General features: G+C 57.5%; 26 protein-coding genes. 8 read left to right on the top strand and 18 right to left on the bottom strand.

Annotation, left to right across the window (positions count from 1 at the left end; genetic code table 11):
* Nucleotides 1-72: 72 nt before the first annotated feature.
* From KORM41_RS00595 to KORM41_RS00570, 6 genes are all read right to left on the bottom strand, one after another.
* Entirely contained in the window at nucleotides 73-354 is a 282-nt protein-coding gene (locus tag KORM41_RS00595) for an HPr family phosphocarrier protein (RefSeq protein WP_068143314.1), read from the bottom strand.
* A gap of 90 nt (nucleotides 355-444) precedes the next feature.
* The gene (locus tag KORM41_RS00590) at nucleotides 445-843 is read right to left on the bottom strand and encodes a PTS sugar transporter subunit IIA (protein WP_068143312.1); all 399 of its coding nucleotides are present in this window, start codon (nucleotides 841-843) and stop codon (nucleotides 445-447) included.
* A 48-nt stretch (nucleotides 844-891) separates the two neighbouring features.
* Nucleotides 892-1,779 (bottom strand): RNase adapter RapZ, encoded by an 888-nt coding sequence (gene rapZ, locus KORM41_RS00585; RefSeq protein ID WP_068143311.1) that lies wholly within the window; start codon nucleotides 1,777-1,779, stop codon nucleotides 892-894.
* 4 nt (nucleotides 1,780-1,783) lie between these two features.
* Nucleotides 1,784-2,233, bottom strand: coding sequence for an HPr kinase/phosphorylase (locus KORM41_RS00580; protein ID WP_156431838.1), 450 nt, complete (start codon nucleotides 2,231-2,233; stop codon nucleotides 1,784-1,786).
* A gap of 42 nt (nucleotides 2,234-2,275) precedes the next feature.
* Nucleotides 2,276-3,946, bottom strand: coding sequence for a sensor histidine kinase (locus tag KORM41_RS00575; protein WP_068143307.1), 1,671 nt, complete (start codon nucleotides 3,944-3,946; stop codon nucleotides 2,276-2,278).
* 31 nt (nucleotides 3,947-3,977) lie between these two features.
* Complete coding sequence (locus tag KORM41_RS00570) at nucleotides 3,978-4,688, bottom strand: response regulator transcription factor (protein ID WP_068143305.1); 711 nt, start codon at nucleotides 4,686-4,688, stop codon at nucleotides 3,978-3,980.
* A 430-nt stretch (nucleotides 4,689-5,118) separates the two neighbouring features.
* Here KORM41_RS00570 and KORM41_RS00565 point away from each other — a divergent pair, with 430 nt between their 5' ends.
* Nucleotides 5,119-6,738: a phosphoenolpyruvate carboxykinase gene (locus KORM41_RS00565; RefSeq protein ID WP_082719636.1), complete on the top strand. Its 1,620-nt coding sequence runs from the start codon at nucleotides 5,119-5,121 to the stop codon at nucleotides 6,736-6,738.
* Between the two features lie 53 nt (nucleotides 6,739-6,791).
* Here KORM41_RS00565 and KORM41_RS00560 read toward each other — a convergent pair whose 3' ends face one another.
* From KORM41_RS00560 to KORM41_RS00545, 4 genes are all read right to left on the bottom strand, one after another.
* Entirely contained in the window at nucleotides 6,792-7,232 is a 441-nt protein-coding gene (locus tag KORM41_RS00560) for a tellurite resistance TerB family protein (RefSeq protein ID WP_068143302.1), read from the bottom strand.
* A gap of 89 nt (nucleotides 7,233-7,321) precedes the next feature.
* Entirely contained in the window at nucleotides 7,322-8,431 is a 1,110-nt protein-coding gene (locus KORM41_RS00555; protein ID WP_068143298.1) for an FG-GAP repeat domain-containing protein, read from the bottom strand.
* Between the two features lie 75 nt (nucleotides 8,432-8,506).
* The gene (locus KORM41_RS00550; RefSeq protein WP_231727045.1) at nucleotides 8,507-10,555 is read right to left on the bottom strand and encodes a sensor histidine kinase; all 2,049 of its coding nucleotides are present in this window, start codon (nucleotides 10,553-10,555) and stop codon (nucleotides 8,507-8,509) included.
* Between the two features lie 171 nt (nucleotides 10,556-10,726).
* Nucleotides 10,727-11,395 carry a DNA-3-methyladenine glycosylase I gene (locus tag KORM41_RS00545; protein WP_068143294.1) on the bottom strand — a complete coding sequence of 223 codons (669 nt, stop codon included), beginning with the start codon at nucleotides 11,393-11,395 and terminating at the stop codon, nucleotides 10,727-10,729.
* 152 nt (nucleotides 11,396-11,547) lie between these two features.
* Between KORM41_RS00545 and KORM41_RS00540 the strand changes: the two genes are divergently transcribed.
* Nucleotides 11,548-11,955: a VOC family protein gene (locus KORM41_RS00540; protein ID WP_068143292.1), complete on the top strand. Its 408-nt coding sequence runs from the start codon at nucleotides 11,548-11,550 to the stop codon at nucleotides 11,953-11,955.
* Here KORM41_RS00540 and KORM41_RS00535 read toward each other — a convergent pair.
* Both KORM41_RS00535 and KORM41_RS00530 read right to left on the bottom strand, forming a co-directional pair.
* The gene (locus KORM41_RS00535) at nucleotides 11,894-13,009 is read right to left on the bottom strand and encodes a serine hydrolase domain-containing protein (protein WP_068143290.1); all 1,116 of its coding nucleotides are present in this window, start codon (nucleotides 13,007-13,009) and stop codon (nucleotides 11,894-11,896) included. The genes KORM41_RS00540 and KORM41_RS00535 overlap by 62 nt on opposite strands.
* A 160-nt stretch (nucleotides 13,010-13,169) precedes the next feature.
* Nucleotides 13,170-13,925: a LytR/AlgR family response regulator transcription factor gene (locus tag KORM41_RS00530; RefSeq protein WP_068143288.1), complete on the bottom strand. Its 756-nt coding sequence runs from the start codon at nucleotides 13,923-13,925 to the stop codon at nucleotides 13,170-13,172.
* Nucleotides 13,926-14,080: 155 nt separating this feature from the next.
* On the opposite strand from KORM41_RS00530, the gene KORM41_RS22105 reads away from it, so the two are divergent.
* The gene (locus KORM41_RS22105) at nucleotides 14,081-14,596 is read left to right on the top strand and encodes a J domain-containing protein (RefSeq protein ID WP_068143286.1); all 516 of its coding nucleotides are present in this window, start codon (nucleotides 14,081-14,083) and stop codon (nucleotides 14,594-14,596) included.
* 1 nt (nucleotide 14,597) lies between these two features.
* Here KORM41_RS22105 and KORM41_RS00520 read toward each other — a convergent pair whose 3' ends face one another.
* Both KORM41_RS00520 and KORM41_RS00515 read right to left on the bottom strand, forming a co-directional pair.
* On the bottom strand, nucleotides 14,598-14,891 hold the full coding sequence (locus KORM41_RS00520) for a hypothetical protein (protein ID WP_156431837.1): 294 nt from the start codon (nucleotides 14,889-14,891) through the stop codon (nucleotides 14,598-14,600).
* Between the two features lie 33 nt (nucleotides 14,892-14,924).
* Nucleotides 14,925-15,395, bottom strand: a complete 471-nt coding sequence (locus tag KORM41_RS00515; protein ID WP_068143283.1) for an Lrp/AsnC family transcriptional regulator — start codon at nucleotides 15,393-15,395, stop codon at nucleotides 14,925-14,927.
* Between the two features lie 143 nt (nucleotides 15,396-15,538).
* Here KORM41_RS00515 and KORM41_RS00510 point away from each other — a divergent pair, with 143 nt between their 5' ends.
* Nucleotides 15,539-16,459 (top strand): DMT family transporter, encoded by a 921-nt coding sequence (locus tag KORM41_RS00510; protein WP_068143281.1) that lies wholly within the window; start codon nucleotides 15,539-15,541, stop codon nucleotides 16,457-16,459.
* 189 nt (nucleotides 16,460-16,648) lie between these two features.
* Here the strand turns inward: KORM41_RS00510 and KORM41_RS00505 are convergent, their stop codons facing one another.
* From KORM41_RS00505 to KORM41_RS00495, 3 genes are read right to left on the bottom strand one after another with little or no spacing between them, the layout of a single operon-like run.
* Nucleotides 16,649-17,344 (bottom strand): GNAT family N-acetyltransferase, encoded by a 696-nt coding sequence (locus tag KORM41_RS00505; RefSeq protein WP_231727044.1) that lies wholly within the window; start codon nucleotides 17,342-17,344, stop codon nucleotides 16,649-16,651.
* Nucleotides 17,345-17,348: 4 nt separating this feature from the next.
* Complete coding sequence (locus tag KORM41_RS00500) at nucleotides 17,349-17,657, bottom strand: DUF1272 domain-containing protein (RefSeq protein WP_068143279.1); 309 nt, start codon at nucleotides 17,655-17,657, stop codon at nucleotides 17,349-17,351.
* 7 nt (nucleotides 17,658-17,664) lie between these two features.
* The gene (locus KORM41_RS00495; protein WP_068143277.1) at nucleotides 17,665-18,327 is read right to left on the bottom strand and encodes a pyridoxamine 5'-phosphate oxidase family protein; all 663 of its coding nucleotides are present in this window, start codon (nucleotides 18,325-18,327) and stop codon (nucleotides 17,665-17,667) included.
* 105 nt (nucleotides 18,328-18,432) lie between these two features.
* On the opposite strand from KORM41_RS00495, the gene pdxR reads away from it, so the two are divergent.
* From pdxR to KORM41_RS00475, 4 genes are all read left to right on the top strand, one after another.
* Nucleotides 18,433-19,902 (top strand): MocR-like pyridoxine biosynthesis transcription factor PdxR, encoded by a 1,470-nt coding sequence (gene pdxR / locus KORM41_RS00490; RefSeq protein ID WP_068143275.1) that lies wholly within the window; start codon nucleotides 18,433-18,435, stop codon nucleotides 19,900-19,902.
* 110 nt (nucleotides 19,903-20,012) lie between these two features.
* The gene (locus KORM41_RS00485) at nucleotides 20,013-20,771 is read left to right on the top strand and encodes a carbonic anhydrase (RefSeq protein ID WP_068143272.1); all 759 of its coding nucleotides are present in this window, start codon (nucleotides 20,013-20,015) and stop codon (nucleotides 20,769-20,771) included.
* Nucleotides 20,755-21,555, top strand: a complete 801-nt coding sequence (locus KORM41_RS00480; protein WP_068143271.1) for a hypothetical protein — start codon at nucleotides 20,755-20,757, stop codon at nucleotides 21,553-21,555. The genes KORM41_RS00485 and KORM41_RS00480 overlap by 17 nt, the downstream gene beginning before the upstream one ends.
* Before the next feature lie 135 nt (nucleotides 21,556-21,690).
* Nucleotides 21,691-23,127 (top strand): sodium-dependent transporter, encoded by a 1,437-nt coding sequence (locus tag KORM41_RS00475; protein WP_082719635.1) that lies wholly within the window; start codon nucleotides 21,691-21,693, stop codon nucleotides 23,125-23,127.
* Nucleotides 23,128-23,274: 147 nt separating this feature from the next.
* Here the strand turns inward: KORM41_RS00475 and KORM41_RS00470 are convergent, their stop codons facing one another.
* The gene (locus KORM41_RS00470) at nucleotides 23,275-23,691 is read right to left on the bottom strand and encodes a SufE family protein (protein ID WP_068144050.1); all 417 of its coding nucleotides are present in this window, start codon (nucleotides 23,689-23,691) and stop codon (nucleotides 23,275-23,277) included.
* Nucleotides 23,692-23,699: the final 8 nt, after the last annotated feature.

The raw sequence follows: 23,699 nt of genomic DNA, 5'->3' as shown, positions 1-23,699 counted from the left end.
CTTAATTTGGCCTGCTTATAGCAGGTAGGATCAAAAAGATAAAGATTTCTTTATATAACGAAGATTGGATACTTATTCGTCTTCGCCAAAGCGGTTGGAAACCATGGCGGAAAGGGCTTCCACAGCTGCGAAAGCGTCATCCCCTTCGGCGGAAATTTCAATGGAATCGCCCTTGGCCGCCCCTAGCATCATCAGTCCCATGATGGACGTACCAACCACGCTGACGCCGTCTTTGGATACGGAAACGATAGCGTTATAGCGCCCAGCTTCCGTTGCAAACCGGGCTGATGCTCTTGCATGAAGCCCGCGCGCATTCACGATGTCCACGCGCTTTTTTTCACCAGCTACTGCCATACTCACTTTTGTTTCACTCCCCAACACCAGCGTGATGCGCCCCCGCGCAACGCCGCTTTATTTTCCTATCCAGCCAATTTATCGGCTTTATCAGCCCCCAAGGACCTGACTGGCCACATTGATATATTTAACACCCGCTTCTTTGGCGGCTTCGACTGATTCTTCAAGCGTTGAGCCATGCCGTACGCTTGCCAGCTTGATCAGCATTGGCAAATTAATACCGGCAATCACTTCGGTCTTGCCTTTTTCAAGAAGCGAGATCGCCAGATTCGATGGCGTACCACCGAACATGTCCGTCAGCAGCACAACGCCGCTGCCGCTATCCACTTCCTTGACCGCATCCATGATCTGCTGACGACGGAGTTCCATATCGTCGTCCGGCCCGATGCAAATGGCACGAATCTGCTCCTGGGCGCCTACCACATGCTCTGTCGCGGCAACAAATTCGTCCGCCAACCGTCCGTGGGTCACCAACACCATGCCAATCATTCACACACCCTCTTCTCTAATCCTGGCTCTGTAGCCCGCATCTGCCGATTAAACTTCTTCTCCGGCAATTTCCCTATGGCAAAGATTGACGGCCATGCCGTCCAGCTTCACCCGTGCCGCGATGGTTTCCGCCACTGCTACAGAACGATGTTTGCCACCTGTACAGCCAAATGCAAGCGTGAGATAGGATTTTCCTTCCTGTGCATAGCGCGGCAGCAGGAATTCCAGCAGGTCTTCCACCTTCTCAACGAAGGGTTCAAAGCCTTCGTCCGCCTTGACGAAATTGGCGACATCCTCTTCGCGCCCGGTTCGGGGCTTGAGCTCCGGCACATAATGCGGGTTCCTCAGAAAGCGAACGTCCAGCACCATGTCAGCGTCCCGCGGCACGCCGTGGGCGAACCCAAAGGACATGAAGGTAACAATCAGTTTGGGCAGCGCTTCGGCTGCGAACCGGCTCAGCACCGTTCGGCGGGTTTCGGCCCCTGTTCGCCCCGTTGTATCAATCAAGCCGTCCACATGGGGCCTGATATGTGCCATCATTTCGCGTTCACGCAGGATGGCTTCCCTCAGGACAAGCCCCTTTCCAAGCGGGTGCAGCCGCCGCGTTTCGGAAAAGCGTTTCATCAGTTCATCGTCGGACGCATCCATAAAGAGCACATGCAGCGACACATCTGCGATGTCGCGCAAGTCCGTGATGGTTTGGGCAAACTGTTCGGGCGAAAAATGCAGTGTCCGGCTATCAATCCCCACGGCAAGCGGCGTCATATCCCCCGCGCTGCGGGCTTCGTCCACCAGGCGGCCCAGCATGGTCAGCGGCAGGTTGTCGATCGCCTGATAGCCGATATCTTCGAAGGAATGCAGGGCCGATGATTTCCCGGCGCCGGAAAGCCCCGTAACGATCACAAGCTGTCTTTTATCTGCCGTGGCCTCGGCCATACTGCTATCCCTTTTTATAGTCCTCGACACCCAACCCTAGCTGATCGGGATAATGGATGGCGAGTTCAATTTTCTGCGGCGCGCTAAGGTCAAAGGCATGCAGTCTCACAAGCGGCAATTCCAAGCCTTCTATGGTGATGCTGGCGGGGTCGGGCAGGCGATCTACGGCATCAGCATCCACCAAATCGACCACCAGTTTCACAAGCGCTGTCTTGATCGCCGGCAGGGACATAACACCGATGCCGCGCACCTCGATAAGCCCGTAAATCCTGTCCGGGGCGTATCCCATCAGGCCGCGGGAGCGTTTCTCAAGAACCACCTGGTCGTCGGCCACCAGAACCGCCCCCCGGTCCATCAACCTGAGCGCCAGATCAGACTTGCCTGAGCCGGAAGGACCGCGCAACAGCACACCAACGCCCGCCAGATCCACCAATGTTCCGTGATAGTTGTTCACCCGTCTCAAGCCCTGTGTTCAGTGCATCAAAGCGTCCGCCGATCAGGCGGACATGGGCAACTCTACGATAAAGCGGGCACCCAATATAGTGGCATTCTCGCCAGTATGATTTTCGGTGCGGTTTTCAGCGCGGATCACACCCGAGTGGGCCTCCACCACCTGCCGGGAAATAGCAAGTCCAAGGCCTGAGTGTTTGCCGAAGTCCTCTTTGTCCGGGCGTTCTGAATAAAAGCGGCTGAAGATTTTTTCTTCCGCACCCTCAGGCAGGCCCGGGCCTTCGTCCTCGATCATCACGATCACCCAGCGGTCCTGACGCTCAAGCGTCACCTTCACCTTGGCGCCCTCCGGGCTAAAGCTGATGGCATTATCGATCAGGTTGCGCCACACCTGCCCCAGGCGCGCTTCAACACCGGCAACCATGAAAACATTTGACTCATAGTCGTCATACACCACCTCTACCTCGCCGTTCGTGTGCGCGGTCTTGTAGGATTCCACAAGCACGCCCAACATCACAGCCAGGTCGACAGGTTCGGTCTGGGCACGGGTCAGCTCCGCCTCAAGCCTTGAGGCGTTCGAGATGTCAGTGATTAACCGGTCTATGCGCTTCACGTCATCGCGCAGAATGGCAAACAGCTTGGCCTGCACATCCGGCTTGTCCGTCATCGACAGGGTTTCAAGCGCACTTCGCATGCTTGAGAGCGGGTTTTTGATCTCATGTGCCACATCGGCGGCGAACTGTTCAACCCGGTCAATCTGGTTATAAAGCGCCTGCGTCATATCGGAAAGCGACCTTGAAAGATCGCCGATCTCATCCATCCGCTCGGCGAATTCAGGGATATTTTCCTCGCGTCCGATGGCCTGGCGCACCCGCTCGGCGGACCGCGCCAGCACCCGGATGGGCCGTACCAGCGTGCGCCCCAGGAAAAAGCTCAGCAGCATCGTGAGCACCAGCGCGCCCAGGAAAACACGCACCGTCAGCATCTGCTCCTGCCGCACGATGGCATCGATATCGTCGGTCTGGGATGTCAGGAGCATCACACCAAGGATACGGCGGAAACGCTGTACCGGCACAGCGATATTGACGATATAACGGCCGTCTTCACGCACCCTTATCTGGGTCATGGTCTCGCCCTCAAGCGCGGCCATCACCTCAATGAAATCTTCCCCGCGCATGCCCGGCCGGTCCACGCTTGGCGGCGCCTCAATATCTTCGGTGATGCTATCCAGCAGGCGGTGAACCGCGTCTTCCATCTGATCCAGAAGGCTGACCTGTGCGTCCAGCGCTGGCAGCTCCTCTTCAATCAGGCGCTTATCGCCCGCGAGGAACCGGCTGTCCGCGATCATGCGGCCGTCGGTGGCGAAAAGCCGCGCGCGGTTATCCGTTGGCCCCACGAGCCGGGTCAGGATTTGCCGCGCTGGCGCAAGATCAATATCAACGGCTTCCGGGCCACCGGCGGCCGATTCACCCAGCGCACCGGCAATGATGCGCGCCTGCACCGTGAGTGTATTGACGCGTTCGGCAATCAGATTGTCGCGAAACTGGTTGAGGTAGAGCACGCCACCCACAAGAATGATCAACGCAATAGCGTTGACCACCATGATCCGCACCATCAGGGGCGAAAGCCCGCGCGAATAGTGGCGCGGCCGGGCGGATTGCTTCGCGCGGTCACGGCGGCTTGAGGCGGATTTTCTTTTCTGCTCGGTGTCGGTCATAAACTTGTGCTGATCATGTCATGCACAAAGCTTAGTCGTCACTGTAGCGGTAGCCAACACCATAAAGCGTTTCGATCGCATCAAAATCATCCGCCACGGCACGGAATTTCTTGCGCAGGCGTTTGATGTGGCTGTCGATTGTACGGTCATCCACATAGACATCATCCGAATAGGCGGCGTCCATCAGCTGGTCGCGGCTTTTCACATGCCCTGGGTGCTGCGCCAGTGTCTTGAGGATCAGGAATTCCGTAACCGTGAGCGTCACATCCTTGCCGGCCCAGGTGACGCGGTGACGCATGGGGTCAAGCACAAGGCGACCGCGCTCCATCACTTCTTCGCCGGGTTCGGCTTCAACTTCTTCAGGCTCGCGCTTGTTCATTTCCATGCGCCTGAGCAGCGCCCGGATGCGTTCGATCAGCAAACGCTGGGAGAAAGGCTTGCCGATATAGTCGTCCGCGCCCATCCTGAGGCCCAGAAGTTGGTCGATCTCTTCATCCTTGGAGGTGAGGAAAATCACAGGCATGTCTGTCACTTCGCGAAGCTTCCGCAGAAGCTCCATCCCGTCCATCCGCGGCATCTTGATATCAAGCACTGCCAAGTCGGCAGGATTCTTGGACAAAGCTTCCCACGCTTTCTGGCCGTCAGGGTAGGTGCGCACGCGGAAGCCTTCGGCCTCCAGCGCGATTGTCACAGATGTCAGGATGTTCCGGTCGTCATCAACCAGTGCGATTTGTGCTGTCATAGTGTCCCCTCAAATTCGCCGAGCCTGAAGCCCTGCGACCGCTTTTTTCATTCTGGCTTATATGGGGGAGTTTGGTCCCCGATACAAATCCCTGTCAAGGTTAAGCGTTAGGCCGACTTTAAGTCCAAAAAAAGGCGCAGAATGGACACCGCCGTGGCAATTTATCCGACACACAAGAAAATATCCCGACCGAAGAGTCCAAGTTCTTTTCGGCACTTAGCATTTTGACAGCGCTATCATTTTGATTTCATTCAGAATCAGGTTGATTTTAGGGGGCATATCCGCAAGTTTATCGGCCTTCCCGAGATGGGTCGGGACAAGAACTGACCAGGGCCCGCACGCGCGCGTGGATATTATAAAGAGCCCGGCATAAATTGCTTCGGTGAGCATATTCCCGGAGTGCCCCAATAATCACTTGGAGGACAAGACGTTGCAAGTCTTTGGCGCCTGTCTAAGCACCGTCGGTCTGGATGCACACGGCATCCTTGAAACCGGAAACCAATATTGGAACCTGGGCACTTCAGCCCTGTATGAAGAATCGATTCGCCGCGGCGAAGGCCAGATTGCAAAAGATGGCCCGCTTGTGGTGAAAACCGGGAAACACACCGGTCGTTCCGCGAATGACAAATTCACCGTTCGCGACGAGATGACCGAAGAGACCATCTGGTGGGGTAAAACCAACCGCCCGATGACCCCGGAACAGTTCGACACCCTGCATGATGCGTTCCTTGCCCACATGAAAGGCAAGGATCTTTTCGTTCAGGACCTGTGGGGCGGCTCTGACCCTGAGCACCGTGTTGCTGTTCGCACCATCGGCGAATATGCCTGGCACAGCCTTTTCTGCCGCACCATGCTTGTGCGCCCAAGCGAAGACGAACTCAAAGGCATGGCGCCACAGTTCACCGTGATCAACCTGCCAAGCTTCAAGGCTGATCCGGCCACCATGGGCTGCAACAGCGAAACCGTTATCGCGGTGAACTTCTCGAAAGGCATCGTGCTGATCGGCGGCACCGAATATGCGGGTGAGAACAAGAAGTCTGTCTTCTCCATCCTCAACTACCTGCTGCCTGAGAAGGGCATCATGCCGATGCACTGCTCCGCCAACATCGGCCCAGAGGGCGACGTGGCGATCTTCTTCGGCCTTTCCGGCACCGGCAAGACGACCCTGTCTGCCGACAGCAGCCGCACCCTCATCGGTGATGACGAGCATGGCTGGTCCGACGACAGCGTCTTCAACTTCGAAGGCGGCTGTTACGCCAAGATGATCCGCCTGTCCGAAGAAGCTGAGCCTGAAATTCATGCGACAACGAAGCGGTTCGGCACCATCCTGGAAAACGTGGTGATGTGCGAGCACACTCGTGAGCTGGACCTGGACGATAACACGCTGGCGGAGAACACCCGCGGCGCGTACCCGATCGATTTCATCCCGAACACCAGCGAAGAAAACCGCGGCGGCAAGCCAAAGAACATCATCATGCTGACGGCTGATGCGTTCGGCGTTCTGCCTCCGATCGCGCGCCTGACGCCAGAGCAGGCCATGTACCACTTCCTAAGCGGTTACACCGCGAAGGTTGCTGGCACCGAAATCGGTGTGAAAGAGCCACAGGCGACTTTCTCAACCTGCTTCGGCGCGCCTTTCATGCCGCGTCACCCAAGCGTGTATGGCGATCTTCTCCGTAAGAAAATCGCTGAAGGCAGCGTGAACTGCTGGCTGGTGAACACAGGCTGGACCGGCGGTGTTTACGGCGTCGGCAACCGTATGCCAATCAAGGCCACCCGTGCCCTCCTGCACGCAGCGCTTGACGGCAGCCTCAACAATGCCCCGATGCGCATTGACGAGAACTTCGGCTTCGAAGTTCCTGTTGAAGTGCCGGGCGTTGACGCCAAAATCCTGAACCCGCGCGACACGTGGGAAGACAAAGAGGCCTATGACGCCAAGGCTGAGCATCTGGTAAGCCTCTTTATCAAGAACTTCGAGACGTTCGCGGATCATGTGGACGACAGCGTGCTGGCCGCAAGCCCACGCCAGACGGCAAAAGCCGCTGAGTAAAAGAAGTTTCGAAACCGAAATGAAGAAGCGCGGAGCTCCGGCCCCGCGCTTTTTTATTGTGCTGATTGCACTTCCTGCTTGATGCGGATGCGGTCGTGGGGGGAAACGCCCAGAAGGCCGGAGACTTTCGCCAGCACATTCTCTTCGAAATTATCGATATGCCGGTCGGCGAAAGCCACGCGCCACAAAAGGCGTACAATCTCCTGCCGCTCTTCGTTATCCAGTTCCTTCGCAATCGTACGGGTGAAGGCATAAAGGCAGGTGGCGTCCGACTGGTCACGCTCTGCGCGCGCCAGAAGCTCCGCAGCTTCAAGATTTGTCAGGTCGAAATGCTCTTTCACGCAGGCTTCCAACTGGTCGCGTTCGTCGCTTGTGAATTCGCCGTCTGCTTTCGAGACCTGCACCAGAAGCGCTGCTGTAGCAAGTTCAAGGCCGGAAGCCCCGACCTCATTCTCGCCCTTCAATCCCAGAATTTTGCTGACCTTCTCGAACATGGCTACTCCTTCACTCTGAACCTAGGCACGCTGCCCCAATCTGCCAACGGCGCCTGCGACAGGTCGCCCTCTCTGCGCGACCGGCTGCGTCAATTTCCGTGCTGGTAATGCACCACGGTTTTGTCGCCTGAATTGCCAACAATGATATCAGGCCTGCCATCACCATTTATGTCGGCCACGGCAACAACATAGGTGCGTGGACCATGGGCTTCAATCTCGGCATTCAGCACAAGGCCACCTGCGCCGTCGCCCAGATAGACCTCCGTGGGGCTGCGGTCATTCCCCACGACGACATCCATATGGCCATCGCCGTTCAGATCAACCAGCGCCAGAGAATAGCTTCTGGACGAATTTCCGCTGAAGGATTGGGCAACCTCAAAGTCGCCATTCCCGCGGTTCAGGATCAGCTGGTTCTGGTCAGCAATATTTGCAGTTACAATATCGGGCCTGCCGTCACCGTTCATATCCGCCACGGCCACGCCGCGCGTGTCATCATTGCCCAGCCCAAACGGGATGCTGGTCGTAAAGGCAAGCGTGCTGTCCCCCAGCAGAATCTGATTTTGCTGCCCGTCACGGTTGGCGAGTACCAGATCAGGGTGGCCGTCGCCGTTCATGTCCGCCACGGCTACATCCAGGGTCCTGTCATCCGCCTGGCCAAAAGGCGCAGGAGCCGCGAAGGCGCCACCCCCCTGATTCACATAGATCAGGTTGGTGGTCCCCCGGCATATTTCCAGAATGTCCAGAAGACCGTCGCCATTCAGGTCTGCGATTGTGATGCTGCGGGTGTATGAGGCCGCACTGCCAAACCACGAGGGCGCACCAAATTGTCCTTTGCCGTCATTCCAGTAAATCTGGTTCTCCAACAGGTCGGATGACGCCACAATATCCAGGTCACCATCGCCGTCCATATCCGCAAGCCGCACGCTATAGCTGGTGGTATCCATATCCCCAAGCATACGCCGCGCGGTAAAGTGCCGCCCGCTGTTATAGTAAACATAGCTTGGCTGGGCCCAGTGGCGGCCATTGGCTTCGACAATGTCCATATCGCCGTCGCCGTCCAGATCACCTGCGGCGAGGCCGGCTGTCAGCAGCGTTTCATCATTGATGGGATAGGCCGCGTGGTCACTGAAAAGTGGCGCCGCGTCATCGGCCAGCGCACCACCGGCAACGGTCGCGGCAAGCAAAACTGTTTTGATCATAATCCCCCCTTGAAATGAATTCGCGATAAAGATTAGGGCCCGCGAGAACAAACGCAACCTCCCTTATATCGGCTGTTAGCCAGCCGTCGCCAACTGAGGGTTTTCAGCGAGCCGATCGGGCGGGAAACAGATGGTGATGCGCGTGCCTTCACCAAGCTTGCTGGCGATATCAAATTTGCCGCCATGCTGGCGTACCAGAAGGCCGCTGAGCGGCAGGCCGATGCCCACACCGGCATTCCGGCGGCGGCGTTCGCTGTCCACCTGACCAAAGCGCGACAGCACAAGCGGCAGGTCGGCTTCGGCAATACCGATGCCCGTGTCTGCCACTTCAATATTAAGGCCTGCTTCGTCGGCCCACAGCCTGACATCGATCTTGCCCTTTTCCACATTGAACTTGATGGCGTTGTTGATGAGGTTGATCAGCACCTGCCTGATCTTGCGCTCGTCGCCCAAAAGAAGCGGAAGCTTCTGCTTGCAATCCAGCTTCATGGTCACATCATGCTGTTCAGCAAGCAGGCTGAGGATATTCAGCACCTCGACCGCCAGGGCTGCAACATCCATGGGCTCCGACTTCACCTCGTCCACGCCGGCTTCGATGCGCGCCAGATCAAGCAGGTCATCAACCAGTTCCAGAAGGTGCGTGCCAGAGGCGTGAATATCGCGGGCATAGTCCTTATAAAGCGTGTTCCCCAGCTTGCCCAGGAGCTCACGCGACATCAGTTCCGAAAAGCCGATGATGGCATTCAGGGGCGTGCGAAGTTCATGGCTGAAGGTGGCAAGGAAATGGCTTTTAGCGTTTGAGGCCTGCTCCGCGTCCTTCAGCGCCACATCAAGCGCGAGCGCCCTGTTCTGAAGGTCGCGGTTGGTGTCTTCAAGGCTGGCCATCAGGATGTCGCGTTCCTGCTCCACCCGCCGGGCCTGAATGACAAACGCATGGGCGTGCATCATGATCACGGCGAAGATGATGAACTGCGACCATTCAAGAGACGAGGCCACAACCCCGGTCACGGACAGGATTTCATAGCCGCCGTAGATCAAGCCACCAAGGCTGACCGAGATCGCTTCCCGGCGCACTTCCGGGGTCTTGATGCTGGCGTGAAACACCGAATAGATCACCATGCAGATGATGGTCATCCACAGTATCTGAACAGGTTCGCGTGTTAGCGTGATGGTGCCTGGCGCCATGAAGGGTGTCACCAACAAGGCGAAGGCCATCATGGCGCAGGAAATGGCGATGATCACCTTGTCAACCAGAAGCCGCCTGCCCTGCCGCAGGAGGTCTGTGACGAAAAGATAGTAGGCAAACGCAATGAAATAGAGCGACAGATACTCAAGGTCATATTTCCGGGCGAGGCTGAAGGAAGGGAGATAATCCCATATCAGGTCGCTGACGAACGCCGCCCGAACGGCAGCCGCAATGGCCAGCAGAGCGAAAAAATTATGCGAGCGCGCGGTACGACGACGGTACCCCATGACAATCGCCGCAATACCAACGAACAGAAGAACAATCACAAGAGCGCTTGGCAGGCCCGTGGCGCGATTTTCCATCGCCGCCATGCGCCACCTGAGGTCCAGAAGCGGCACCTCAATCATGCCGCCCTGCTTGTGGATATAGTTTGAAAGCTGGATCACGAGCGTGAATTTATCGGTGTCGTACGGCAGAGCGATCATGGGCGTGGCCGGGTTCGCCACCACCTGGTCGCCCTCTGGTTCCAGCTCGCCGTTCTTGAACAGAAGCCATGTCTGGGGTGAGCCGTCCGCATTCTGCCCCACTGCGTAAATATGGGAAACAGACCTCAGCGTCCCCATCCAGAAAGCATATGCATTGTCATCCTGGGGCAGTGTGATTTCCCGGCAATAGGTGGCTTTGCCGTGCCCTGTGGAAAGACTGGTTGTGAAAGCCGGCCCCCAGACATCAGGCGCGCTGACCGCCTCGCCCCCTTCCTGACCGCACGCGGTAGCGGCAAGGCTTGTCGGATCAACGATTTGATCGCGATAGACAAACCAGCCGTCTTTCAGCTGCATTGGTTCGTTATTTTCAAAAGACGTGGCTGGCGAAGCGGCCACATAGCTCACCGGCGCGATAAGCAGGAGCGCAAAAAGCGCTCCCAGCCAAACACGCAAGGCTGCCGTACCTATTTCAGGTTTGCCAGAATGCATCCACACACCTTTCGGCACGCCAGGGTGGCCACCAAACCAGACGGTGGCTGTCCCGTCACGCCCGGGTCAACTGGCCCCCAACCGCATCAGTCTGCAACAGCAAGGCGCCCGGAAGCAAGAAGTTGAGTCCGTGCCTTAGCCGACCGTGTAGGAAAGCGTGCGGGAAATATGCGCGAACGGGCGACCGCTCTCCTCCGCCCAGGCGTTAAAGGCCGCCTGCACGGCCCGCATGGCGCCCTTGCCGGTCGGGGCCTTATCGACCACACCTTCCCGAATCAGTGCCGCCACCACGTCTTTAGATAACGCCCAGCCGTCACGCCCCAAAAAGCGCAGGAATATCTGGCCAGTCATACCGCCCAAACGACCACCGCGTGCCTTGAGCATATCCAGCAGGCCGACAAAATCCTCCGCCGGCCAATCGGCGATGCATTTGGCGGCGGAGCCATATTCGTCCTCAAGGTCACACACCAGAATGGCATTGTCTCGCACCGCCAGAATCTTCGGCCCGTTCCGCACGATCCTTGTATCTTTCAACAGGCTATCCAGATCGTCATCGGACATGAATTTCCAGCGCACCGGTACAAAGCCTTCGAAGGCTTCTTCGAACCCCGGCCATTTCTTTTCAATCACTTTCCAACTGAACCCGGCCTGGAACACAGACCTTGTCATGCCCGCCAGAATACGGTCGCTGGGGATGGCGCTGATTTCCGCAGCGGTCTTGATGTCGGGCAGCATGCCTTCCACCACTTCAGCGCCGCCTTTTCTTTCAGCCGCCATCTCGAATATTTCTGCGAAAGTACGCATGGATAACCCCCGTGATCAGTTTGCCTAGAAGGTATAGACCCACCATCATTGCGTCCAGCGCCCTGCTGTTCAAAATTTCGCTATCCGCGCTCTTGAATCAGCAAAAGCATTTCCCATTTTATAAAAGATATACTTTAGAAAAGGGCAGCGATATGGACCTCAACCAAGTCACCCTGGGCGCGATAGATCTCGATGCAAGCATCTCCTTTTATAAAACGCTGGGCCTGCGCCTGATCGTGTTCAGCGAAAATCACTATGCCCGGTTTGAGCTGCCGTCTGGAAACGCCACCTTATCCCTGCACAAGGTAGAAGGCCCCTCCACCAACACGGGGTCAGGCCTGATCTATTTCGAAGTTCCAGATGTGGACGCCGAGGTAACGCGCCTTGAGACAGCTGGCATTGCCTTTGACGCCCAACCGGTGGACCAGCGCTGGCTGTGGCGTGAAGCCTATCTTTCGGACCCTTCGGGCAACCGGCTATGCCTTTATCACGCCGGTGTCAACCGCCGCTACCCGCCTTGGCGTGTGTCTGAGCCAAATAGTCAAGCACCAGATAACTGATCTCATGCGGTAGCGTATCAGCGCGCGCCCCACTCATATTCGAAAGCGCCACCACGGCCAATTTTTCCTCAGGCAGATAAAGAAGCCAGCTTGAGCCCCCGCCTTCATGCCCGACAACAAAGCGCCCGTCTTTGCGGCGCTTGTAGCTGAACCAGCCAAGGCCGTAGAACCTGCTACCAACGCTTTCGAAGTCATAGGCTCGCCACATCTCATCGCGAAGGTTCGGGCTCAGCAGACTGCCGTCCGCGAGGGCCGTCAGGAACTTGACCGAATCCGCCACAGAGACATTCGCGCCAGCTGCCGTAAAATCATCCCCAGCAAAATCGCTATGATGATACGCAAGAGCGCCGTCCTTCCAGACATATATCAGCGGGAAGCGACCGGGGACGATCACATCACTACCGCCATAGGCTGCACTTGCCATGCCGACCGGGACGAAGATGCGCTCGCGCACTACTTGCTGGTAGGGCTTTCCTTCGATTTGCTCGATGATCTGCTGCAGCATTACATAGCCGACAAGGCTGTACGAAAAGGTCTCGCCGGGGCTCGTGTTCAGGGGCTGATTGAGCGACCAGCGAATGCGGTCGTCGGTCGTCATGGCCGCGCGCTCCTCTTCCGGCAGGGCCTTGAAGCGTTCGCTATGATAATAGTCTTCCATCCCGTGACTGTGGCTTAGAAGATGTCTGGGCGTGATGGCTGCCTTGTCTGCCGGCACATCCGGGAACCAGCCACTGATCCGCGCGTCCAGGTCAAGCTTGCCATCCTGAACCAGAAGCATTGCCGTAGTACCCGCAAATATCTTGGAAACAGACGCGATGGGCAGCACGCTGTCGGTGGTCATTGGCACCTGCCGCTCCACGCTTTCCACCCCAAAACCCTTGTCGAAAAGCAGCTTACCATCGTGCACAACGCGGATTGCGAGGCCCGGGATATGTTTTTCAGCCATGGTTCGGGCCGCCAATGCATCGATTGATGCCTCCAGCGTATCGTCCGCAGCCTGCGCGGCCAAGGGCATAAGAGCGGCAAAAGCCACCGCAAATAACTTTAATTTCATGTCTAATCTCCTGCTGTCGTAGCCCGCAAAGCTCTACAGGCGCGCCGGACCTTGCCTGACGGTGCCGGGCGTGCGCCCCCCAGACAAGCAAACTGCGACGGACGAACCATTGGAGCGATAAACAGCCCGATTTTGAGACGAACAGGAGACGAACGGGACATTAAGCTCCGAGGAAGGCTTCTTTCACCTTTTCTGAATAACTGCGTCCCGTGTCTATGCGGGCTCCGTCACGCAGCTGCAGCAGGTAAGCGCCCTTGCTTTTGCCCTCCACGGTCGCGACAGCAGCCTTTGCCACAATATAGGAGCGGTGCACCCGCAGGAACTGGTCCATCGGCAAGGCCTTTTCCATTGCCGTCATGGTCGTACGCTTGAGATAGCTCTCCCCCGCCGCGTGAATTTCGGCATAGTCGCCCGCGGCCTCCACCCAGTCGATCTCCGCAACATCCAGTGTCCGGGCGGTCGTGCCCTTCTGAACCATAATGGTTTGGGGGGCTTCCGTATGCGTGGGCTGGCCAGATGATTGCTTCTCAAGGGTTTCGTGAAAGAAGCACCAGAGCGCAAGCACCATGGCATAATTAAGCGACCCGGCGGTCAGAATGCGGAAATCCATTTCCGCAAAAACGCCGTCAAGCTGCAGAAAGGTTACTGGGTTGATCACCAGCACCGTCGCAAGGCTGGCGCCATAGCAGGCCGCGCCAACAACAAAAACACGCTTTGCCACTTCCCACCTGCGGGTGTGCGCCAACAGCAGCATCAACGGCCAGGCCAGCAAAAGCCCGACGGCAGTCAGATACAGGTTGCGCACCATGGACACATAGGCACCGCCCTGTGTCCACCCGGATAGGAACAGCAGCACCCCTGCCAGAGCCCAGAACCCCAAATGAAAAAGCCAGAACCGACGGGCCAGTTGCGTCATATGTATCCCTTCAGGTCAACCTTATGCACCATAATGCAAATAGCGGCCTACCCCGCAAGAAAGGTTTGCATTGATGGGCTGCTTATATAAAGTGCGGCACCGTAAAAATGTGACTGGGACAAGACAAAGCGGCCAATCTGGCCTAAAATAATCTGATGGCGAACGACTATATAAAAAGCTTTGGGTTCCCCCGCTGGGGTGAGTACGGCCGCGACAAGGACGCGGAGCCCGTTCGCATGTGCGATTATTCCGGCTGCAGCGAAAAAGGCGCACATCCGGCACCCAAATCACCGGGTTCGTCTGAGCGCTGGTATTTCTGCCGCCCGCACGCCGCCGAATATAACCGCAACTGGGATTTCTTCCAGGGCATGAGCGACGAAGAAGCGCAGCGCCATATGAACGATGGCAGCGAAACGTCTGACGCCTTCGCCAGCGCCCGCACCTTCGAATGGGGTGGCGCGATGGATGATGACGGCTTTACGTCGACGGAAAACGCCGCCTATGACGCGCTGGAGCTGGACCCGGGTGCGGGCCAGGATGAACTGAAGAAGCAGTATCGCAAGCTGGCAAAAATCTATCACCCCGACGCCAACCCGGGCGACCCCGCAGCGGCGGAACGCTTCCACCAGATCCAGAGCGCCTACGACCTGCTGCGCGACAAGAGCGCCTGATTCAGTAGATGGTGGAAAGTACTAGGTAGACTAGAACAGCCCCCAGAATATACGCCCCCCAGACCCAGACTACCGCATAGCCAAACTGGCCACCGGCTTTGACTTTGAATTCATCACCCGTTCTTGCAGCCCTTCCACTAATTGTTTTTTCAACCTCGGATGCTGCTTCTTCCGAACCATATTCCCGCCCGCACGACGAGCAGGAAACGGCCATAAATTTGTTTGATTTGAAGTCATACCCAGGCTTTACAAAAGCCCTGCACTCCATATTTTGACATAGAAATCCACCCGACACGTTTGCCCCCAATAATTATTGTCGCTGGCACATTTATACACCATCAAGTGGAATCTTGAAGCCTTCCTTGAAGGTATCGATGGCGACGATGGTTTCAAACCTTCCGATAGACGGGTTGGTGAACAGATACTCGCGGGTGATGCGGTCGAAATCCTTCATATCCTTCACCGTCATGATCAGGATGAAATCGGTCTGCCCGGTGACATAATAGCACTGCTGCACTTCAGGCACCTGAAGCATCTGCTGCTTGAACGTCTCGATCGTCGCCTCCCCGCCACAGGAAAAGGCCACCTGCACAATCAGCGTTGTTCGCCCCCCGAGTGATTTAGGGCACAGGATGGCGACTTCCTTTTTGATCGTACCGTCCTCGCGCAGCTTCTTGATGCGGCGCTGCGTGGCAGCAGGCGACAGGCCGACCTTGTCGGCGATCACTTCGGATGTCTGCCGGCTGTTGTCCTGAAGTTCATTGAGTATCTTGACGTCAAAACCATCTAAATCAGACATATGCGTATTTTTTCCGCGCCCTTAAGTAAAATTATGATGAACTTTATCATCAAAATGCGAATTTTGCGAAGATTAAACGCGCCGCTCACGCCATATTATTCAAAATAAGAAAACCACAGCAAGATGGACAGCAGGATAGAAATATGACCGACAATGTTCAGCCCACACCCGCGCTTGGCGCCATGCCGGTGCCGGCGGTTCCCGTCGTCGGCCTTGTATGTGGCCTGTCAGCAGCCTTCATCTGGGGCACATGGCCGGTCGTGACCTCCATCGGGGTCAATGCCGATGCCCTCACGCCTTTCCAGATTGTGCTTTTGCGCTTTGCTGTGGCGGGGCCTTTGCTTTTGCCCTTTGCCTTCCGCGGCAGGCCCGGCCTCAAGGAATGGGGGCAGGCCTTCGTGATGATGCTGGGGGCGGGCTTCACCTATAGCCTGGTGGTTTCAAGCGCTTTTGAGCATGCACCCGCTGGCCATGGCGGCGTGATCATTCCCGGCACCATGCTGGTAACAAGCCTTATACTGGCGCACATCTGGTTTGGGGAGAAAATCACCCGCACGCGGGCACTGGGCGCTGGGGCCATTCTTATCGGCCTGATCTGCCTTGCATCTGGCGGCATGACGCCGTCGCTGAAGGGTGATCTGTTGTTCATGGCAGGCGGCCTTTTGTGGGCAGGCTATACTTTCTTCGTGCGCCAGTGGCCAACGGACGGCCTTGTCATTGCGGCACGCGTGTCCTTTCTGTCACTCCTCCTGGTGGCGATCGGCTGCGTGTTCGGCTTTGCCGAAGGCATCACCAGCGTCTCGCCTGCAACGCTTCTTACCCAAGGCCTCTGGCAGGGAGTTGTCTCCGCCATTCTGGCGCTGGTGCTGTTCAACAAGGCCGTTGGTTATCTGGGGACCAGCCGGGCCGCAACCCTGAATGCCCTGATCCCTGTGGTGGCGGTGATCCTGTCGTTCCTTGTGCTCGGCGAAGAACCAACGCTGGTCGAACTTCTGGGGCTTGTGGCCATCATCGGCGGCATCGGCATCGCCATGGGGGTGCGCCTTCGCAAAGGAAAAATTTGATGAGCCACCGTGGGCGCGCTTTTGTCAAAGAGTAAACTCGTTCCCGACCGCACCCAATAGCGCAACCGACTGGACACTCGAACAACAAAAATAACAGAACCCCTCCTGAGAAAGCTGAACCTCCCATTCAGGCTTGCCTCAGGCCCTCATTCCCGAGCGTGGCACCTGCCCTGCTCGGGTTTCTTTTTTTCAGAGCGCTGCGCGGTAGCTTTCAAGTGAAGCTTTCTGAACGCCGTCAGAACCGAAATTTTCCGGCGCAAGCCAGGTCCGGAAGGCTGCCCTCAGGGCAGGCCATTCACTGTCCAGCATGGAATACCAGGCACTGTCGCGGTTACGGCCCTTGACCACCATGTCCTGCCGGAAGGTGCCTTCACAAGTGAAGCCGAAGCGCACGGCCGCGCGCATGCTGGCGGCGTTGCCGTCATCGCATTTCCATTCGAACCGGCGATAGGCCAGGTCGTCGAACACATGGGCGGCCATCAGGAAAATGGCTTCGGTGGCGACGCGCGTGCGTTTGAGGCGCTCGCCAAAGGCCACGCAGCCTACCTCGCAACTGCCGAAGGCCTCGCGGAGACGCATATAGCTGGCCATGCCCAACACGTCGCCACACTGTGCGTCGCGGATCACCATGGTGCGCCAACCACCCTGCTGGCGGATGGCTTCAAATGTTTCCTGAAAGGCTGAAGCGCCGTCCTCGAACGGGCCAACGGGCATATAGTCCCATATCGACCGGTTCTCCTCACCAGCGATAGCCCCGTAAAGGCCGTCTCTGTGCTGGTCCCAGTCAAGGGGCTCAAGCACGGCATACCGGCCCTTGAGAACCGCACCGCCCGGTGTTTTACATCCGCCCCAATTCTTCAGGCTTGCTTTTGTCATGCCGTCCATGGCGCTACCTCTTTTGGGGTGGGATTGTTTTGATCGTTTGCGCAAAAGCCTTGTGGGCATGCTTGTCCACCGGCTTTAAAACCCTTTTCTCGCTCGGCTTCTGATGCGCGCACGACACACCTGTTCGCCATTCTGTGGCTGGGCGAACAGGGCGCGACACAAAGCCGCCGCCACAATTGGGACACACATTTTCAAGCACGCTTTCCACGCAGTCAGCGCAGAAGGTGCATTCATACGAGCAGATCATGGCGTCAGTCGCATCTGGCGCCAGATGCTTGTCGCAATGCTCGCAGTTGGGTCTGATATCCAGCATGGCGCACCTACCTGTTGTTCCAGTCGTACCCCGGCATCAAGGGGTGATTAAGCGCTGCCCGCACGCCCTCATGCACGCCCACTGGGCCACGCTGCTGGGTCGTGAGCGGAATATGCCCGGCCCAAACCGGCCAGTCGACATCTTCCGTGTCACCGTCACCGGGGCCGCCATCGCGCACCTTTGCCGCTGCGTCCTCTATTTCCATCACCACAAGGCCCGTGGCCTTGCGCTCCTGATCCGTGACCGGTCGAAGCTGCGGCCAGCGGCCCGGTGCAAGCTGTTCGAAAAACAGCTCCATCTGGCGGTCGAACTCTGCCGTGTCCGTCACCAGTTCGGGACGGCCATAGCAGACCACCGAGCGGTAATTGGCGCTGGTATTGAAGGCCGAGCGCGCCAGCACAAGCCCATCCAGATGGGTGACGCTCACACACACATCTTTGCCGCTTGTGACCTCAACGATCATCCGGCTTTTAGATGCCCCATGCCAATAAAGCCGGTTGCCTTCCCGCCAGTAGCTGGTGGGAATGATCTGCGGCTGGCCACCGACCTCATAGGCCACATGGCAAAGAAAGTGACTGTCGAGGATGCCATATATGGTTTCTTCATCATACCGGGCGCGCTTGTGACCGCGCTTTACCCTGTTTCGCTCGTTTATCGTGAACTCGGCCATTTCTGATCTTTCGCTCTTCTCTCTTCAGGACTGGACATGGCCGCAGCTTGGGATAATATTGATCCCACAAGAAGGTCCAATTTATAATTTTTCAAGGGTCCAATTATGTCCGGTCAAATCAACGCTGGCGCAAACGCCCGCCGCCGCACAGATCGGATGGTGGAAACCCTTCTGACACCCGGCCTGAACCCGGAAAGCGACACACCGCTGAATGAACAGCTGATGCTTCTGCTGCAGGACGCCATCTTGAAAGGCCACCTGCATGCCGGGGACCGCCTGCCCGCCAGCCGCGCCATGGCCACACGCCTTTCGCTTTCCCGCAATACGGTTCTTGCCGCCTATGACCAGCTGATGGCCGAAGGCTATCTTGAAAGCCGGGTTGGCGCGGGCACGTTTGTCAGCAGTGACCTTCCAGACCACTATCTGACGGTTGGCGACAGCCCAAAGGCGCAGACAGACAGGCCATCAGGCCGCGCAAAGAGGCCGCTTTCGGGCATGCCGGCGCTGGACCAGTTCCCCTTCGCCCTTTGGGCGCGAATTGCCGGACGCGTGTGGCGGCATGCCGGCACAAGTGAATTGGAGCACAATGACCCGGCAGGGTACCGACCGCTGAGGGAAGCCATCGCAAGTTACCTGCAAACAGCGCGCGGCGTGCTAGCGGATGCAGACCAGATCATGATCACCACTGGGCTGCAGCAGGGCCTGAAGTTCGTGGCCGAAAGCATCATCCCACATGACCGGACGCTTATCCTGGAAGATCCGGGCTATCCCGGTATCCTGCGGACAGCCGAATCCCTGCCGCACAAGGTTGCTTTTACCCAAGTCGACAATAGCGGCGCCGTGGTGCCCGCCCGGTCCCGTGAGGCACCGGGCATGCTTTTGGTGACGCCCAGCAGGCACTATCCGCTGGGCTCCACCATGCCGGTCAGCCGCCGCCTTGAGCTTCTGGAATGGGCCAGAGAGACAGGCGCCTATATCCTTGAGGACGACTATGACAGCGAGTTCCGCTATGGCGGGCGCCCCGTGCAATCGCTTCAGGGGCTGGATGGCGGCAGACATGTGATTTATGGCGGCAGCTTTTCCAAGTCGCTGTTTCTGTCTCTCAGGATCGGATATTTGGTGCTGCCACCCAGCATGGCTTCACGCGTGATCCGGCACAGGGAACAGACAGAGAGCTTCCCACCGCTCTCAGACCAGATGATCCTGGAGCGTTTCATCGCCGACGGTCACTTCGCCCGCCACCTGAGGCGGCTTCGGTCGATCCACAAGGAACGGCTGCAGTGCTTCTTCGACACGGCGAGCGAATGCCTCGCGCCCTATTTCACGCTATTGCCGACAGATGCAGGACTGCATGTTGTCGGACTTGCCGCCCCCTCCCTTGCCCATATGGACGACCGGAAGCTGGCGGCCGCCGCCCACCGCGCTGGCCTTGGCGCCGTGCCGCTTTCGGCCAGCTACAGCCATGCCAAGCCACAAAAAGGGCTGTTGTTTGGGTTCGCCAACATGGCAGAGGCCGATATGCCCGCAAGGTTGGCACAGTTTGCCCGGGAACTAGATGAAATTACAGGCTTTTAATAGCGCGCCCAGCATAGTAGCTTAGGGCCAAGATCGGTTGAGGCCAGATTGAGTGACGAAGGCGGCCAGCTGTAATTTTCAGCCGCCCGGCGCCGTATCAGGAGGGGATTATGATCCGAAAACATGCCTTGGCTGCTTTTGCCGCCATCATCGGCACGGCGACGGCAGCGTCCGCGTTTCAGGACAGTTGGAGCTTTGGACAGGAGTGGAGCTACAGCGGCAGTACCGGCCCGGATGCATGGTCATCCATTGCACCGGCATGCGGTGCGGGCATGCAGTCCCCGATCGTGATCTCCGGCACCGAACCCGCCGTGATGTACCGGCTGGAGCCTCTTTACAATGTCACCTCAGTCGCCACCCATAATGACGGCAGCACCGTGCGCCAGAATTATGCGCCCGGCAGCATCCTGCGGGTGGGGGCCAAGGTTTTCGTCCTGAAGGAATTCCATTTCCATACACCGGCAGAACACCAGGTTCTGGACCGCACCTTCCCCCTTGAAATTCAGTTCACCCATCAGGCGCTGAGCGGTGAAATGGCCATCGTGTCGGTTCTGGTGAAGGAAGGCGGAACAAACGAAGCGGCGGAAGAACTGCTGCCGCACCTGCCGATTGAAACAGGCCAGGGCGTGAACCTGCCGAATGTGAAAATCAATGCGCGGGACTTCATGCCGCAGGAAAAAGACTATTTCCGCTATATGGGGTCCCTGAGCCATCCGCCATGCACACCGGGCGTAAACTGGTATGTGCTAAAGACACCGATCGAATTCTCCGCGGACCAGATCAAACTGGTTCAGGGCATTGTCGGCACCAACAACCGCCCTGTGCAACCTCGCGACAACCGGATTATCCTCGATGCGCAGTCTCAATAATTCCGGCATCAGTGCTATCGCAAAAGGCGCAGGCTTCGCGCTGTCCCTTCTGCTTGTCGCGGCATGCTCAAGCGCGCCTGTGGGCACCAAGCCTACAGCAGGCGCCAAGCGCGCACCAAAACCGGTGGCCAATGCCCTGTGTGAAGGACGTGCAGCCGACGCTGTCGAAATCCTGAGCGCCGAGCCGCTCGCCAGCCCTGTTGACCAGTTCTTCACAGCGCTCGCGATGGAGAAAAGCGGGCACCCTGTATCCGCCCGCAAACTCTATGCTGGGCTGATGGCAGCAGGGTCCACAGACCCTGTGTATCTGCACTGCGGCACCGAACTTCTTGCGAATGGCACCGTCTCAAGCGAAGCGGCCCGCCGCCTGGCCCTGATCGCACAGAACCTGCGGTCGCTGGATGTCGCCTCCGCGCGCCCGCAACAACTGCATGAAGGCCTGCCGACCCTGGACGGCGGCAGCGCGATCAGTTCCGTCCGTCCTTCAAGCGGATTCAGCAGCTCGCCGATGACCGTTTACAGGCCTCAGTCCACCTCGCCACTTGGGCGCTGGTTCGCGCACCTGGAAAGCTACAAGACATACCAGTCCGCCCAGGGCAACAAGCCGACGCTTGAGGCCAAGTTCCCATCCCTTAAGGGCTATATCGACCAGTGGGAGGTCAATGTTTCGGGCGGCGTTGTGCGCCTGGGCGTGCGGCTGGACAATCGGGATGACGCCCGCCGCCTTTGCCAACAGGTCAAAAGCAACGGCGACTATTGCGCAGTGCTCGACACGTCGCCGTAAGCCTTGGTTTAAGGCCTTGTTTCGCCACCAAAGATTCCGCTAGCCACTGGGGCGCCTTCTTTCTATGATGGCGCCCAAATTGCGCATGGGCTGTCATACTGCGCAAAAAATATAGTAACTCGGGGAGAGGGATTTATGGCTGGAGCAGCACAACACGCTCATTGGTCATCGCGCTGGGCCTTTATCATGGCCGCCGTCGGTAGCGCCGTCGGATTGGGCAATATTTGGAAATTTCCATATGAAGCAGGTGAAGGCGGCGGCGGTGCCTTCGTCATGGTTTACCTGCTGTTTGTATTCTTCATCGGCACACCCATGCTGGTGGCAGAGCTTTCGCTTGGGCGGCGCGGGCAATTGTCACCAATCGGGTCGATGAAAAAGATCGCACAAGACGAAAAGAAAAGTCATTGGTGGAGCCTGATCGGCTGGTCTGGCGTGGTTGGCGCCTTCATCGTGATCAGCTTTTATTCGGTCGTGGGCGGCTGGACACTGGCCTATATGGCCAAAGCGGCCATGGGCACCTTCAGCGGCATTGACGCGGAAACGGCGCAAAACACCTTCGTTGGTTATATCTCTGACCCGGTGAAAACGCTGGTGTCCCACTTTGCCTTCATGGCCATTACCATCTTCATCGTGGCGAAAGGCGTTCAGGGCGGCCTCGAAAAAGCCGTAACCGTGCTGATGCCGGCGCTGTTCGCCATCCTGATCATTCTGGTGATCTATTCCGGCTTCACGGGCGACTTCGCCAAGACCATCGACTTCCTGTTCAACCCGGATTTCGACAAACTGTTGTTCAAGCCGAACACCGCTGAAGCCATCGCAGCCGGCGAACCGGCAACACGCTTCAGCCTGGACACGGTCCTGCAGGCGCTGGGCCAGTCGTTCTTCTCGCTCTCGCTCGCGCTTGGTTCCATCATGACCTATGGTTCGTACCTGACGAAAGACGTGAAGATCGGCAAGTCCGCCGTGACCATTGCGGCAGCAGACAGTGCCGTTGCACTGATGGCTGGTCTCGCGATTTTCCCAATCGTATTCGCATATGGCCTTGATGTTGCCGGTGGCGGCGGCCTGGTGTTCATGAGCCTGCCAATCGCCTTCGGCCAGATGCCTTTCGGGATCGTATTCGGCACACTGTTCTTCGGCCTGTTGGCTGTGGCGGCAGTTACAAGCTCCATCTCGCTTCTGGAGCCACCTGTATCCTATGTCGAGGAGAAAACCGGCTGGAACCGCCGTAAGGTTGCCGTCACCATGGGCGTGGCCGCAGGGCTTCTTGGCGTTCTGTCAGCCTACAGCCAGGGCACAAACCTGCTGTCGGACATCAAGATCAACATGCTTGGGCTTGAGCTGGACATCATGGGCGTGAAAGACTTCCTGACCAACAACATCATGATGCCACTTGGCGGCATGTTCACGGCGCTGTTCGTGGGTTGGTTCGTGACACGCAAGAACATGATGGATGAGCTGGCGCTCAGCGATAAGACCTTCCGCATCTGGTACTTCCTGGTGCGGTTCGTGAGCCCAACGGCCATCGGTATCATCTTCGGCAAGATTATCTTTGACAACTTCATCGCCTAAGACAGATACCAGCAGACACAAAGAAGGCCCCGGAAAATCCGGGGCCTTTTCTTTTGCAGGGTAAGCTGGCGCCATTACCACCTGACATAGACCCTGAAACAAGTTCAGCATCCATTGAACATAACATTGCAATTTGATGGGCTAAACTTAGGCCGCTTCGGCGATGGCCCTTATCCGTTCGACCATGGAAAACAGGCCGTTGGCCCGCATGGGCGACAGGTGCGCCGCAAGGCCAAGCTGGTCCAGGATGCCCTTGGCGTCTGTGGCCAAAATCTCCTCAGCCGTCTTGCCGGAATAGATCAGCAGCATCAAAGCCACCAAGCCCTTGACGATATGGGCGTCGCTGTCACCGCGCAGATGGATACGGCCTTCCGCGTCCACCTCAGGCACCAGCCACACCTGGCTCTGACAACCGCGCACTTTATAGTCATCCGTCATCTCGCTCTCGTCGAGCGGCGGTAACTTGCGCCCCAGGTCGATCACATAGCGGTAGCGGTCTTCCCAATCATCGAGAAACTCGAATGTGTCCAAAATTTCAGCGATCGTCGTATTTTCAAGAGACATCATCTTTA

Source organism: Kordiimonas lipolytica (genome assembly GCF_001550065.1).
Note: the sequence above shows the minus strand (reverse complement) of the source record. Positions and strands in the feature narration are given on the sequence as shown.

Excerpts from the sequence above, each read along its gene's own strand:
- KORM41_RS00470 (WP_068144050.1), bottom strand. The coding sequence starts at position 23,691 with ATGTCTCTTGAAAATACGACGATCGCTGAAATTTTGGACACATTCGAG.
- KORM41_RS00535 (WP_068143290.1), bottom strand. The coding sequence starts at position 13,009 with ATGAAATTAAAGTTATTTGCGGTGGCTTTTGCCGCTCTTATGCCCTTG.
- KORM41_RS00500 (WP_068143279.1), bottom strand. The coding sequence starts at position 17,657 with ATGCTGGATATCAGACCCAACTGCGAGCATTGCGACAAGCATCTGGCG.
- KORM41_RS22105 (WP_068143286.1), top strand. The coding sequence starts at position 14,081 with ATGGCGAACGACTATATAAAAAGCTTTGGGTTCCCCCGCTGGGGTGAG.
- KORM41_RS00575 (WP_068143307.1), bottom strand. The coding sequence starts at position 3,946 with ATGACCGACACCGAGCAGAAAAGAAAATCCGCCTCAAGCCGCCGTGAC.
- KORM41_RS00560 (WP_068143302.1), bottom strand. The coding sequence starts at position 7,232 with ATGTTCGAGAAGGTCAGCAAAATTCTGGGATTGAAGGGCGAGAATGAG.
- KORM41_RS00515 (WP_068143283.1), bottom strand. The coding sequence starts at position 15,395 with ATGTCTGATTTAGATGGTTTTGACGTCAAGATACTCAATGAACTTCAG.
- KORM41_RS00530 (WP_068143288.1), bottom strand. The coding sequence starts at position 13,925 with ATGACGCAACTGGCCCGTCGGTTCTGGCTTTTTCATTTGGGGTTCTGG.
- KORM41_RS00555 (WP_068143298.1), bottom strand. The coding sequence starts at position 8,431 with ATGATCAAAACAGTTTTGCTTGCCGCGACCGTTGCCGGTGGTGCGCTG.
- KORM41_RS00495 (WP_068143277.1), bottom strand. The coding sequence starts at position 18,327 with ATGGCCGAGTTCACGATAAACGAGCGAAACAGGGTAAAGCGCGGTCAC.
- KORM41_RS00510 (WP_068143281.1), top strand. The coding sequence starts at position 15,539 with ATGACCGACAATGTTCAGCCCACACCCGCGCTTGGCGCCATGCCGGTG.
- KORM41_RS00480 (WP_068143271.1), top strand. The coding sequence starts at position 20,755 with ATGCGCAGTCTCAATAATTCCGGCATCAGTGCTATCGCAAAAGGCGCA.
- KORM41_RS00595 (WP_068143314.1), bottom strand. The coding sequence starts at position 354 with ATGGCAGTAGCTGGTGAAAAAAAGCGCGTGGACATCGTGAATGCGCGC.
- KORM41_RS00505 (WP_231727044.1), bottom strand. The coding sequence starts at position 17,344 with ATGGACGGCATGACAAAAGCAAGCCTGAAGAATTGGGGCGGATGTAAA.
- KORM41_RS00540 (WP_068143292.1), top strand. The coding sequence starts at position 11,548 with ATGGACCTCAACCAAGTCACCCTGGGCGCGATAGATCTCGATGCAAGC.
- KORM41_RS00590 (WP_068143312.1), bottom strand. The coding sequence starts at position 843 with ATGATTGGCATGGTGTTGGTGACCCACGGACGGTTGGCGGACGAATTT.
- KORM41_RS00545 (WP_068143294.1), bottom strand. The coding sequence starts at position 11,395 with ATGCGTACTTTCGCAGAAATATTCGAGATGGCGGCTGAAAGAAAAGGC.
- KORM41_RS00485 (WP_068143272.1), top strand. The coding sequence starts at position 20,013 with ATGATCCGAAAACATGCCTTGGCTGCTTTTGCCGCCATCATCGGCACG.
- pdxR (WP_068143275.1), top strand. The coding sequence starts at position 18,433 with ATGTCCGGTCAAATCAACGCTGGCGCAAACGCCCGCCGCCGCACAGAT.
- rapZ (WP_068143311.1), bottom strand. The coding sequence starts at position 1,779 with ATGGCCGAGGCCACGGCAGATAAAAGACAGCTTGTGATCGTTACGGGG.
- KORM41_RS00570 (WP_068143305.1), bottom strand. The coding sequence starts at position 4,688 with ATGACAGCACAAATCGCACTGGTTGATGACGACCGGAACATCCTGACA.
- KORM41_RS00475 (WP_082719635.1), top strand. The coding sequence starts at position 21,691 with ATGGCTGGAGCAGCACAACACGCTCATTGGTCATCGCGCTGGGCCTTT.